10 protein-coding genes are annotated in these 13,303 nt (G+C 54.8%); 2 read left to right on the forward strand and 8 right to left on the reverse strand.

Annotation, left to right across the window (positions count from 1 at the left end):
- Positions 1 to 84 precede the first annotated feature (84 nt).
- Entirely contained in the window at positions 85 to 1,659 is a 1,575-nt protein-coding gene (locus ABD796_RS24720; RefSeq protein WP_344913004.1) for an FAD-dependent oxidoreductase, read from the forward strand.
- 159 nt (positions 1,660 to 1,818) lie between these two features.
- Positions 1,819 to 2,880 carry a Gfo/Idh/MocA family protein gene (locus ABD796_RS24725; protein ID WP_344913006.1) on the forward strand — a complete coding sequence of 354 codons (1,062 nt, stop codon included), beginning with the start codon at positions 1,819 to 1,821 and terminating at the stop codon, positions 2,878 to 2,880.
- Positions 2,881 to 2,996: 116 nt separating this feature from the next.
- Here ABD796_RS24725 and ABD796_RS24730 read toward each other — a convergent pair whose 3' ends face one another.
- The 8 genes from ABD796_RS24730 to ABD796_RS24765 form a co-directional block, all read right to left on the reverse strand.
- The gene (locus ABD796_RS24730) at positions 2,997 to 3,149 is read right to left on the reverse strand and encodes a DUF1540 domain-containing protein (RefSeq protein ID WP_344913008.1); all 153 of its coding nucleotides are present in this window, start codon (positions 3,147 to 3,149) and stop codon (positions 2,997 to 2,999) included.
- Between the two features lie 84 nt (positions 3,150 to 3,233).
- Positions 3,234 to 4,115, reverse strand: coding sequence for a carbohydrate ABC transporter permease (locus ABD796_RS24735; RefSeq protein WP_344913010.1), 882 nt, complete (start codon positions 4,113 to 4,115; stop codon positions 3,234 to 3,236).
- Positions 4,116 to 4,133: 18 nt separating this feature from the next.
- A complete protein-coding gene (locus ABD796_RS24740) occupies positions 4,134 to 5,096 on the reverse strand; it encodes an ABC transporter permease (RefSeq protein ID WP_344913013.1) in 963 nt (320 codons plus the stop codon).
- Between the two features lie 66 nt (positions 5,097 to 5,162).
- The gene (locus ABD796_RS24745) at positions 5,163 to 6,806 is read right to left on the reverse strand and encodes an extracellular solute-binding protein (protein WP_344913015.1); all 1,644 of its coding nucleotides are present in this window, start codon (positions 6,804 to 6,806) and stop codon (positions 5,163 to 5,165) included.
- Between the two features lie 215 nt (positions 6,807 to 7,021).
- On the reverse strand, positions 7,022 to 9,403 hold the full coding sequence (locus ABD796_RS24750; protein WP_344913017.1) for a helix-turn-helix domain-containing protein: 2,382 nt from the start codon (positions 9,401 to 9,403) through the stop codon (positions 7,022 to 7,024).
- 171 nt (positions 9,404 to 9,574) lie between these two features.
- Entirely contained in the window at positions 9,575 to 11,080 is a 1,506-nt protein-coding gene (locus tag ABD796_RS24755) for an extracellular solute-binding protein (RefSeq protein WP_344913020.1), read from the reverse strand.
- Positions 11,081 to 11,213: 133 nt separating this feature from the next.
- Positions 11,214 to 12,137 carry a carbohydrate ABC transporter permease gene (locus tag ABD796_RS24760; RefSeq protein WP_344913022.1) on the reverse strand — a complete coding sequence of 308 codons (924 nt, stop codon included), beginning with the start codon at positions 12,135 to 12,137 and terminating at the stop codon, positions 11,214 to 11,216.
- Between the two features lie 43 nt (positions 12,138 to 12,180).
- Entirely contained in the window at positions 12,181 to 13,086 is a 906-nt protein-coding gene (locus ABD796_RS24765; RefSeq protein ID WP_344913024.1) for an ABC transporter permease, read from the reverse strand.
- Positions 13,087 to 13,303 lie beyond the last annotated feature (217 nt).

Raw genomic sequence — 13,303 nt, forward strand, 5'->3', positions numbered from 1 at the left:
TATCTATGTCCACTCCATAGCATGACTTCAGCTTTGACAGAGGATCGCATGGAGCATCACATTACCTTCAAAGGAGTCGAACCGATGAACCGTCATCTGCATGCAGATATTGTCATTATTGGAGGAGGAACCGGAGGAACCGCAGCCGCCCTTGCCGCAGCCCGCATGGGACGCTCCGTCATCATGACGGAGGAGACCGACTGGATCGGAGGACAGCTGACCAGCCAGGCCGTACCGCCCGACGAGCATCCGTGGATCGAGCAATTCGGCAGCACCCGCAGCTATCGTCAGTTCCGCAATGGCGTCCGCGCCTATTACCGCAACCATTTCCCTCTTACTCCGGAGGCGCGCGCCAACGACCGGCTGAACCCGGGCGGAGGAGGCGTTAGCCGGATTTGTCATGAATTCCGCACCGCGCATGCGGTATTGAACGAGATGCTGGCCCCTTATGTACACAGCGGCCTGTTGACGATATTAACCCGTCATGCCATCGAATCGGCGGAAACCGAAGGCGACCGCGTCGTATCGGCCGTCGTCGTCAGCAGCGCCACCGGCGCCAAGCTTACCCTGACGGCTCCTTACTTTATCGACGCCACCGAGTGCGGCGACGTGCTGCCGCTCGCGGGAGTCGAGTACGTCACCGGCTCCGAATCGCAGGCGCAGACCGGGGAACCGCATGCGCTCGAAGGCGAAGCCGATCCGCTCGATATGCAGGGCTTTACTCATTGCTTCGCCATGGATCACATTGAAGGCGAGGATCACACGATCGACAAGCCGGCCCAATACGAATTCTGGCGCAATTATAAAGCCGACTTCTGGCCGGACAAGCTGCTTAGCTGGTCGGGCGTCCGCCCGCACTCGCTGGAGCCGGTTCAATACGAGCTGTTCCCCGGCACGGACCGTTACTCGCTGTTCCATTACCGGCAGATCGTGGAGAAATCGCACTTTGTGCCCGGCACGTACAGAAGCAACGCCACGCTGGTCAATTGGCCGCAAAACGACTACTGGCTCGGCCCGGTATTCGAAGTGAGCGCGGAAGAGCGCGCCAAGCACCTGGAGGGCGCCAAGCAGTTGAGTCTTTCTCTGCTGTACTGGCTGCAAACGGAAGCTCCGCGTCCCGACGACAAGCAGGGCTACCCCGGTCTTCGCTTGCGCAAAGACATTGTCGGCACCGAGGACGGGCTCGCCATGTACCCGTATATCCGTGAAGCCCGCCGGATCAAGGCGGAATTCACCGTGCTGGAGCAGCACGTCGCAACCGACTGCCGTCCGGACGGAAAAGCCGAGACGTTCGAGGACTCCGTCGGCATCGGCTGTTACCGGATCGACCTCCATCCGAGCACGAGCAACCGCCACTATATCGACATCTCGTCGCTGCCGTTCCAGATTCCGCTCGGCTCGCTCATTCCGGTGCGCATGAACAACCTGCTGCCGGCTTGCAAAAACTTGGGCGTAACGCATATTACGAACGGCTGCTACCGGCTGCATCCGGTGGAGTGGAACATCGGCGAATCGGCCGGCTACTTGGCCGCCTATTGCTTGGAACGCGACCTCTCGCCGCGTGCGGTGCGTAACACGAAGCCAGAGCTGGAGCAATTCCAGCGGCTGCTTGCGAGCGAAGGCGTGGAGCTGTCGTGGCCGGCGACCCGACCGGTTTAAACCCCCAAAGGGTCCAATAAACGCAAAAATAAGCACTCAGATCCGCAATGTTGAACGTTTCAATATGGTTGCCGTTACGGTAAAATATGCAGTGGAGAACGGCCGTCCTAACCGTGGCGGCCGAATAAAAACATACTTATTCCAACGAGGTGTCCTTCCATGAGCAAAATCGTCAAAATCGCCGTTATCGGCGCCGGATCGATTTCCGAAAGCCACTTGCGCTCCTATAAAGAAAACCCGCAAGCGGAACTGTACGCCATCTGTGATCTCAATGAAGAACGGGCCCGCGCCAAAGCGGAGAAATACGGCATTCCTAACGTATACACCGATTACAACGAGCTGTTGAAGGACCCGAATATCGATGCAGTCAGCGTCTGCACCTGGAATAACGGCCACGCGCCGATCAGCATCGCCGCCCTGAACGCCGGCAAGAACGTTCTGTGCGAGAAACCGCTGTGCAAAACGGTCGAGGAAGCGCTGGCCGTCGAGGAAGCGGTCCGCAAGAGCGGCAAGACGCTGCAAGTCGGCTTCGTTCGCCGCTATGCGTCCAACACCCGGATCATTAAGCAATATATCGACAATGGCGAGTTCGGCGACATTTATTATGCCAAAGCGACCTGCATCCGCCGTCTCGGCAACCCGGGCGGCTGGTTTTCCGACATCGAGCGCTCCGGCGGCGGTCCGCTGATCGATCTGGGCGTTCACGTCATCGATCTGTGCTGGTATTTGATGGGCCGTCCGAAAGTGAAAAGCATTAGCGGCAACACGTACCGCAAGCTTGGCAACCGCTCCAACGTCAAAAACCTGAACTACTACAAAGCGGCCGATTTCAATGCCGAGCATAACGACGTGGAAGATTTGGCTAACGCGGTCATCCGCTTCGAGAACGGCGCTTCCCTGCTCGTCGACGTCAGCTTTACGCTGCATACCAAGAAAGACGAAATTTCCGTAAAGCTGTTCGGGGAAAAAGGCGGCTTCGAGGTCGAGCCGGAACTGGCGATCGTAACCGAGAAGTACGATACGATCCTGAACGTCACTCCGCAGATCAACAACCTGTCGTTCGATTTCGTTCAAGGCTTCCAGAACGAAGTGAACCACTTTATCGGCGTCTGCCTGGGCGAGCTCGAGACGATCAGCCCGGTCGAGGACGGCGTAGAGATGATGAAGATTCTTTGCGGTATTTACGAATCCGCCGAGAAGGGCGAGGAAGTGCGGTTTTAAGGCTTTGACAAAATAAAAGCAGTTCCTTGATAATAATTATCATTATTGGCAATACTATGGGGGAATACAACAAAGAAGAGGGGCGCTTCCGCCCCTCCTTTCTCCCGAAACCGATTTTACAGCTTCGATTCGAATGTCTTGCAGTCGGTTTCCGTGGAAGTTCTCGCGTGCGACGAGTGGCTAACCACGTAAATCGAAGAAGCGTTGCATTTGTTTCCATTTGCCCAAAATTTGCAGGAGTTCACTTCGCAAAGCACATCTTTGGCCATGTCCTTTCACCTCCCTCCTCTCCTAAGGGTGGTCTACTTGGGCATGGTTTTATACGTATGCGCCCGAATCTTTTTACGGGCCGCCTATCCTTTCAGCGCTCCCACCATAACGCCCTTCACGAAATATTTTTGCACAAACGGATATACGCATAATATCGGCACCGTCGCCACCATAATCGTGGCGTATTTGATCGTCTCTCCGAGCTGGAACCGGTCGCCGGCATCGGCTCCTTGAGACATGCTGTCGGTGGAGTTGGCGATCAAGATTTCGCGCAGCGTCAGCTGCAGCGGGAACAGGTCGCGGTTCTGGATGAAGATCGAAGCGTAAAACCACCCGTTCCATTTCTCTACCGCATAGTACAGGATCATGACGGCGATAACCGGCATCGACAACGGCAGTATGATGCGGAATAAAATCGTCAAATGATTCGCTCCGTCGATTTTCGCCGACTCCTCCAAACTTTCCGGCACGGCCATGAAGGCGGTGCGCATGATGATCAGATTGAACGTGTTGATGGAGAACGGAATAATCGTCGACCAGAGCGTATCCAGCAGACCTACCCCCTTCACGGTCAAATAAAGCGGGATCAGTCCTCCGTTCAGAAACATCGTCAGCACGATAATCATCATAAACGCCTTGTTCCACAGCACGTTCCGGCGAGATAGCACGTAGGCGGCCAGTGAGGTCAGCAGCAGGTTGACGGCCACGCCGGCCACCAGAATAAACAGCGTATTGCGATACCCGGTCAGAATCGCCGGGTTTTTAAATACGTTCCGGTAGGCGTCCATACTGAAGCCGAGCGGAGCCAGCAGCGGTCCTTTGTGGACGAGCAGCCGGCCGGCGTCGCTTACCGAGGCGAACGCCACGTACAGCAGCGGGTAAAGCGTCAAGACGACAAGAACGATCAGAACCGTATAGACGAACGCGTCTAGCGCGCGATCCGACAAGCTGTGCCTGCCTATCATCGGACATCCCTCCCAGGCTTACCACAGGCTGTTCTCATTGATTTTGCGGCTGATATAATTGGCGGAGACAAGCAGCAGCAGATTGAACACGGAATTGAACAAGCCGACGGCGGAGCTGTAGCTCCAGCCGAACTCCAGCAGCCCTTTGCGGTAGACGAACGACGAGATGACGTCGGCCGTATCGTAGATGGCCGGGTTGTACAGGAGGATGATTTTCTCAAACCCGACGTTCAGCATATTCCCCATCCGCAAAATAAACATGATCGTAATGATCGGCAAAATGCCGGGCAGCGTAATATGCACGATTTGCTTCCATCGGCTTGCTCCGTCGATGCGGGCCGCTTCGTATTGCTCCTGGTCGATGCTCATCAGCGCCGCGATATAGATGATCGACTCCCAGCCGACACGCTGCCAAATTTCCGACAGCACGTAGAGGGGCCGGAACAAATCAGGCTTCTGCAGCAGTGCCTCCCCATCGTAGCCGAAAGTCGTCAGGATCGTATTGATGACCCCTCCACTGTTCGTAAAGTCTTTGATCATCCCGCATATGACGACGAGCGAGATAAAATAAGGCATGTACGTCACCGTCTGCACGAACCGCTTGAAGACGCGGCGGCGCACTTCGTTAATGAGCAGCGCCAGCACGATCGGCGCAGGGAACTCGAACAGCAGGGTGAACAGGCTGATAAGCAGCGTGTTTTTCAGAATGCGCCAAAAATAATAGCTGCCGAAAAAATCGCGGAAATGCGTCAGCCCGACCCACTCGCTGCCCATGATGCCCTTCATCGGGCTGTAATCCTTGAACGCGATCATGGCCCCGTACATGGGCGCATAGTGGAAGATTACATAGTACGCCATTACGGGAATCATCATCGCGTACAAATATTTATTCAGCGCAAAATCTCGAATGAAACGGCGCCTCCAGGCAGAACGGGGCTTGGTATCCGTCTTGACGGCTTGGACCGGCAGCGTCTTCTCCATGAGCGGACCTCCTTCTTTGCCGATGCGGGGGAGCGCTTAGGCCGCACTCCCCCGACACAAACCGATTTACCGTTTCGAGTACCGGTCGAGCGCCGCCTTCTGGATTTCGATGGCGCGGTCCAGCTTGAGCGATTTCATTTTGTCCACGTACTTCTCGAAGCTGTCCAGCGGCTCCGTGCCGATAATCAGCTTGAGCGTCATTTCATCGACAAGCGTATCGATGTCGGTCATAATTTTGGCGTATTCCGAGCTTTCCTCCTGCGTCGGCGTCAGCAGCGGCAGCTGGTATTTGGCAGCTTCCGTCTTCTGCCATATGCCGACGGCGTCACGCTGCTCGGGCAAAGCCAAATATTGTTCGATATACCGTTTGTCCTGAACGAACGGTCCGTTGTAGTTGCTGCGGAAATACATCGACATCGCCTGAGCCGGAGCCAGCTTATCGGGATTGTTCATAATCAGATCGGTATATTTCGGATAGCCGTTCTCCAGCTTGTAGCTGACGCCTTCGGTGCCGAAATTGAAGAACATGTGCCCGGCTTCACTGTAGCCGTAATCGAGCATTTTGGCGGCCAGCTCGGGGTTTTTGGACTTCGCGGTGATGGCTACCATGCCGCCTTGCGTGAACGGCTGATCCCGTTGGCCGAACTTCGGCGTATCGCCCTTCTTCAAGACCGGGTAAGGCGCGGCAACGAGCTTCGCCTTCGGGTCCTTGGCCGTCACCAGCGGCTGCCACTTGCCGATGCCGCCTCCCGCATTGCCGACGGTCGCTCCCGTTGCGCCCGAGGCGATGTTAGAGTCGAGCGCCTTCGTATCGACATTGGCGATATTTTTGTCGAGAAGGCCTTCGGCATACCAGCTGCGGAACAAGGCGAGGAAGTCCTTGAAGCCTTTCTCCGCCGGGCCGAACTTGATCTGCCCGCTCTCCACATAGAAGTTGCGCGTAACGCCAAATGCCCCGGAGAAGGCGCCCGCATTGAAATCGTTAAATACGCGGGGCTTGCTGTTGACGGAGAATGGCGCGGCCGCTCCCTTCTTGTCCTTGAACGCCTTCAGCATCGCCGTCCACTCGTCGATGGTCGTCGGCACTGGCAGCCCGAGTTCGTCCAACCAGTCCTTGCGTACGATCGGCCCCTGAAATACCATCAGGCTGTCGTCGCCGCGAATGAAGGGAAACACGTAATAGCTGCCATTATCGGTTTTGATCGCCTTGTCGACTTCGGGATGTTCCTTCAAATACTTTTTCAAATTAGGCGCATGCTTGTCGATCAGATCGTTCAGCTTAAGAATGTACTGGTCCTTGATCGCTTTCTCCGGCCCGCCCGGGAAGGTGACGAAATTGTACTCGATCATATCCGGCAAATTTCCGGAAGCGAGCATAACGTTCAGCGTCTCTTTGGCCTGATTCACCGGCGCGGTCGTAAATTTGAGCGGTACGCCGGTTTTTTTCTGCCACTCCTGATAGAAGGGAACTTCCCCGTGGGCTGCTTTCACGCCGGTCAGATTGCCTGGAAGCTCCGCCCAATACGTTAAGGTCTGATCGGTCTTGATCGGGTAAGCGGTCGGCGCGGCAGTCTGTTCGGGCGTTGTCTTTGGGGGTGCGGCCGGAGTCGGCGCGGCAGGCGTAGAGCCTCCGGAACAGGCTGCGGTCAGCGTGCCCATCACGACGGTTGCGGCAAGGGCGGATACGAGCTTAGCTTGTTTGTGTCTCATGCCAAGAGGACCTCCTTGTAGTTCCGGCTGGACCGGAATGCATTGCGAGACGCATCTCGTACCTTCACTTTATGATACCGCTTACATAAGGGATATCGGCAATTTCGCCAATCCGGTCGTCAAAACGGCAACCAGGATCATCAAAACGTACAATCGGATCGGCAAAACATACAATCGCAAGCTCCAAGCGGCGCCGGGAGACCACGCGCCGAACCTTAATCCAGCTTCGGGACAAGACTTTCCCTGTACGTGCCGGGCGTCACGCCCTCGTATTTCTTAAATATGCGGATAAACGCATTCACATCATGAAAGCCGACCTTTCCCGCCACATCGGATACGCTTTTCTCTCCGCCGCGAATCGCCCGCTTCGCCTGCGTAATGCGCTCCCGGTTAATGCGGTCAAGCAAGCCCTCGCCCGTCTGATCTTTGTAAAGCCTGGACAAATAAGCCGGTTTGAGCTCGAAATGCTGGCCGATCATCGTAATATTGAGATTCGGGTCTCCGTACCTTTCCGCGATAAAGCCGGAAACCTTGCCCGCAAGCTGCTCCAACGCCTGCTGGCGCGACTCTTCCATATGCAGCTTGCGCCTCGCAGCCGTATAATCGCAGACGGTCGCCAGCAATCCGGTCAGCATCGCGCGCATCTCCGCCAGCGTTTCGCAAGCGGCCAGCTTCTCGATCCGCTTTCCTTGCTGGAACAGCTTCAAGTCCGCGCTTCCGCCCGTTTCGTTGACCGACTTCACCAGCGTTCCGACCAGATCGAACAACAGGCATCTGGCGATCGGCACGGGCAGCGTATGAACGGCGAAATTTCGTTCGAGGATGTCGTCGAGCGTCTGGCTCGCTTTGGCGAAATCGCCTGCCTTGACGCAATTGATCAGCTGCTGCTCGGTCTGCAGCGGGTAATAATAACCGCTACCCCCGGCCTCGGAGGAGGCCTGGTTTTGCAGTTCCTCGTAGGACAATATTTCGTTGCTGCCCATCACTAGCTTGTATTCCATCGCGTCGAGCGCTTCCGTATACGCTTGCGGAATGCCTTGGATCGAGCGGTGCGTGCCGCTGAATGAGACGGACAGTCGGACGTGGTATTGGGCGCGCAGGAAGCCTCTCAGCTCGCGCGCAATCCGCTGCAGCTCCAGCTGGCCCTGCTCGGTATTGCCGTTAAAATTGATCAGGCAGACGAGCAAGTCGTCCATCTCGGTCACATACCCGCGGTGATGATGGCCCATCAGTTCTTCGGCGATGTTGGTAACGATGAAATGCAGCAGCTTCCGCTTCTCGCTGGCGTCGTCTCCGGCCAGTCTCTGCATAAAGTCGTCGCTGTCTTCTACCTCCAGCAGCATAACGGCGAAATCCTCGGAGTCGAAGCGCATATTGAATGCCGTGAGCGATTCGTCCACCGGAACGTTTCCGTCCGTCCTCCCCTTCAGCAGCCGGGCGATGAAGTGAGCACGGACGATCGAATGCTGGCGCTTCGCGTTCAGCCGCAGCCGGTCCATCTCCTCCAGCGTGCGGACGAGCGCTTCCTGAATAAAGCGGAACTCGTTGTATCCACGCTTGCCCTCTACGGTTGGACTGGCGATCGACTGCACGATGCGGCGTACGGGCAAATAGTTTTTGCGCAGGAAGAAGAAGGTCAGTCCACTACCGCCGATCAGGCTAATCAAGATGCTCGCCGTCGTGAATGTCCGCACCTTCTGTGCCTTCTCCCAAAAAATACGGCTCGGAATGAGCGTGACATATTTTAGCCCCGAGGAAGCCGACTGGATGACGGAAACCTCGTAGCGGCTATCCCCGTCGTTCCAGTAAGACGGCTCCGGCCCCGTCAGATTGGCGAGGCGCAGCCCCGACAGCTGGGAGTCGTTCATGCTGGAGAACAGCACCTCATTGCGTTCGTTAAAGATGGCGACATGTCCCTGGTTAAACAGCTCCAGCTTGCGGACGGCGTCCATGACGCGCGACTGGTCGATCATGATGACATTGGTGCCCGTAGGCACATCGTTATCCAGCGTATGAGCAGTCACGTAAGCCACCGTCTTCTTCGGAATGCCGTCCTCGGTCACCCGGACCGACGGAATAAAGCCCGCCGATTGGCCGCTTTCGACAAGCGTGAGCCATTGCTCCAAAGAAAGCGCTTCATTGCGATGCAGCAATTGATAGCCGAACGTACCGTCGCGGTACAAATCCGGAAGCAGGACGAGCTTTTCTTTCGTCAAGTAGATGTAAAACAGGTCGATTTGCGGGAAAGACGACTTATACACGTTCAAATCTTTGGTCGTCTGGTACAAATCGTAGTAGAGGTCGTTGGGGTAATTCAAATATTTGTTGGAGTACAGCAGCTGCCGCACCTTGACGTTCCAGCCCAACTCGAAGCTGAGTCGCTTCATGTTCTCGAACTGGACGTCCATGACGCCGCGAAACTGCTCCATCAAGGAGTTGTTCGCTTCATGGATTTCGTTCTCCAGCATGCGGCTGGATTGGGTGTATACGATGAAGCTCATGAGGACGGGAAACAGCAGGACGACGACATACGACAACAGCCACGTTAGCAGGACGCTTCTGGAATTGAAGCGGAACTTCGCCTTTGGTATGGGCATCGTGGTTTCCTCCGCGAATCGGGTAGCTTCCGTAGTCTTATATTACCGCTTCGCCCGCAACGGCACAACCTTTTCCGAATGTTAAAAAAAGGCCGTCACCCTCAAGCGCAGGATGCGCTCGGGGTAACGGCCGGAACGGGTCCGCCGGAGGCGGGCCCATTCGGATCGCTCTTATTTCTTGTTGGTAGCGTACCACTCGTTGGCCGCTTTGATCATGTCGTCGCCGCCGTCGGCTTTCCATTGGGCTACGAATTTGTCGTAGTTTTCCAGCGGTTCGCTGCCGGTGATGAACTTGATGAACGTGTCCTCGGTCAGCTTGTTCAGCTTTTGCGCGTTTTTGGAAAGCGCGTCCAGCGGAGGAGCGAACGTCAGCGCGTCGGTCAACAGGTTTTCCTTCGCATTCTCCTGGTACGTTTCGAAATACTTTTGCACGTGCTCGTTTTTACGAACGCGAGCCTGCCAGTAGATCGGGTAATTTTTCTCGTCTACGCCGGTCAGGAAGTAGCTGCCGTTGTTCCACTTTTCATTGAAGATCGGCAGAATCGGGTAATATTTGCCGTCCTTGACGGTATGGTGCACGTTTTCTTCCCCGATGGCCAGTCCTTTGAAGATCGCGCTGTCGAACTTCAGGTCCATGAATTTCATGGCCTCTTCCTTGTTCGGAGCCCATTTCGGGACGGCGATATACCAGCCTATGCCGCCTGTCGCAATCGCGCTTCTTTTGCCGTCTTTGTCTTTGAGGAACGGCAAAATCGTCGCTTTGCCGTTAGGCGCGTTTTTGGCCAGCGCTTCCACGACGCTTTGCGCGTTCGCCCAGTTCATCTTGAACATCGCCGATTTGCCGCCGGTAAATTTCTCGATCAACTTGTTCTGTTGGTTGATGGCCCACTCCGAGTCGATCAAGCCTTCGGTGTACAGCTTCTTCATGTAAGCCAAATATTCTTTCGCAGCCGGATCTTCGACAAGGTGGGTCACTTTGCCGCCGGACTCTTTCCAGGGCGACGTGATCGTTCTCATGCCGAATACGGTGCCGATTTCCTGAACAATCGGGTCCTTGCCGCCGGTAAACGGAATGACGTTTTTCTTTTCCTTCAACGTTTTGAGCATCGTATAGAACTCGTCGAGCGTATTCGGCGCCTTGATGCCGAGCTCGTCCAGCCAGTCCTGACGGACGACGATCGCGGAGTTGACGGCAAAGCCCGAGCCGGCTTCCGGAATCGCGTACGTTTTGCCGTTTATTTTCGTACCGTTCCACGAATTTTGACTGATAACCTGCTGCATATTTTTGCCGTATTTGGCGATCAGATCGTCCAAAGGCTCAAGCGCCCCAGCCGCAGCCAGCTTCTCGAACTGGGTCTTGCTCAGCTTCATGATGTCGTACGGCTCTTTGCCGTTCATGAGCAGATTCAGCTTCTCGTCAGCGTTCTCGACAGGCAGCATGTCATATTTCACTTCGTAGCCCGTTTTTTCTTTCATATATTGGTTAACCGGGTCCTGATTCGGATCGTCCTTGATGTATTGATTGAGTTCGCGCAATGTAGGCTTCGGCTTATTGGCCTCAGGCTGCTTTGTATCGGTCGTGCCTCCGGCCGTTTTCGTACCGGTTCCGCCGCCACAAGCTGCTACCGATGCGGCCAAAGCCGCGATCGACAAAACGGATAATGTCTTTTTGAACATGGGTGATCCTCCCTTTTTTAGTTGCATAATCTGCTAGACTGCCATGACGCTCTACGCTTGTATTGCCATCAACCCCGTGTATCCCTTCGACCACCACCTTCGAAGAATATCGGCGCGCCCGAGTGATGCGGGATCATTCCTTGACCGAGCCCGTGAGCGTGCCTTTGACGAAATATTTTTGCAGGAACGGATACACGATCAAGATCGGCAGCGTCCCCAGCATGATGGATGCCGCCTGGATCGACTGCGGCGATACGTTCATGGCCGCGTCTATATTGTCACGCAAGAACGCGTCGCTCGATGTGACGAACAATTCCTTCAGGTAAAGCTGCATCGGCTTCAGCATCGGGTTGTTGATGTAGATCAAGGCATTGAAGTAATCGTTCCAGAACTGAACCGCGTAGAACAACGTAATCGTAGCCAGTACGGGAAGCGACAGCGGAATCGTAATGCCGAACAAAATCCGCAAGTTGCTGGCGCCGTCGATCTTCGCCGATTCCTCCAGGCTATCCGGCAGCCCTTCGAAAAAGTTTTTGATAATAAGCATGTTGTAAACGTTTATCATCGCCGGCAGGAACAAAACCGGCAGCTTGTTCAGCAAATGAAGGTTGGACATAAGCAGATACACCGGAATGAGTCCGCCGCTGAACAGCATTGTGAAGATGTACATCAGGATGAAAAACTTCCGGCCACGAAGCCGTGGCTTGGAAAGCGGGTAAGCGGCCAGCGTCGTCATCAGCAAAGCGAGCACCGAGCCGACGACCGTTACCGTAAGCGAGACCCGCATCGAGTTGAGGAACAGCGAGTCCTCGATTACATAACGGTACGTACCGAACTGCAAGTCGATCGGAATGATGTTGACCATCCCGGATATGACCGCATGCTCGCTGCTAAGCGACTTGGCGATCAAGTTGAAAAAAGGAAATATGGTGGTAAGACCCAACAAAGTAAACAACAAGTAATTAAAAATGGTGAATATCCGTTCTCCGAGCGACGACCGGATATGGTTAGAGCGCCGTACCGGCTTGCCGGCCGATTGCGCCGCCGAATGGCTCATGCGGTTCCCTCCATCGAATGTCTAGTTAGTCCGAACGCCCGGCTTACCAAATTCCGCGCTTCAAAAATTTGCTGCTCAAGGCGTTGCCGGTGACGATCAGGAAAAACGCGATGATCGATTCAAACAGGCCGACTGCGGTCGAGAAGCTGTAGTCCTGCTCGCCCAAGCCGATCCGGTATACATAAGTACCGATAACGTCGGCTACATTGTAGACGCCCGGGTTGTACATAATCAGAATTTGCTCGGTTCCGGCTTCGAGAATCGATCCCAAGCGCAAAATGAACATAAGCATGATAACCGGAATCATGCCCGGCAGCGTAATGTACAGCGTTTGCTTCCATTTGCCGGCGCCGTCGATTTTGGCCGCCTCGTAAAGCTGGGGATCAATGCCGGTCAACGCCGCCAAGTAAACGATCGTGCTCCAACCCAGTTCCTTCCAGCCGGCAGTTGCCACGAGAAGCGAACGGAACACCCCTTGGTCGAGGAAAAAGGCGATCGGCTGGCCTCCCAAAGCAACGATGATTTTATTGACGAGTCCTCCGTTGGAGGAAAGCAGATCGATGAACAAGCCGCTTACGATAACCCAGGACAAAAAGTGCGGCAAGTAGATAACCGTCTGCACGACCCGTTTGAAAATCATGTTTTTCAGCTCGTTCATCAAAATGGCGATGAAGATCGGCAGCGGAAACAGAAACACGATTTTATAAAGCGAAATGATCAGCGTATTCTGAAATACATGGAAAAATGCGGAGGATGAGAACAACCGCTCAAAGTTTTTGAATCCGACCCAGGGGCTTGCGGCCAAGCCCTCGAAAATGTTGAAGTCCTTGAAGGCGATAATAACGCCATACATCGGCGTGTACTTGAACAGCAAGAGAAAAGCGATTCCCGGGACAAGGGCCAAATATAAATCCCAATCCTTGCGGATATCGCTCCATAATTGAGCCATAAAAGACTTTTCCTTCGCTGCGCGTACGGTGCGTGCGGTCGTTGCCGGTTCCATTCTGCAGTAGTTCCCCTTTCTTGTGTCGATCGCAACGCCTGTCAGTAAAGCTGTCTTACGAGGCAATGCCGTTTGCATGAATCAAGTGTAGCAAACAGGGGGGCCTTTTGTACCGGACTACTTTTACGTGTTTTGGTACTTTAATATCCTTTTGCGATCGCTT

The organism is Paenibacillus hodogayensis (assembly GCF_039536325.1).
In the GTDB taxonomy this organism is placed as follows: domain Bacteria; phylum Bacillota; class Bacilli; order Paenibacillales; family NBRC-103111; genus Paenibacillus_AB; species Paenibacillus_AB hodogayensis.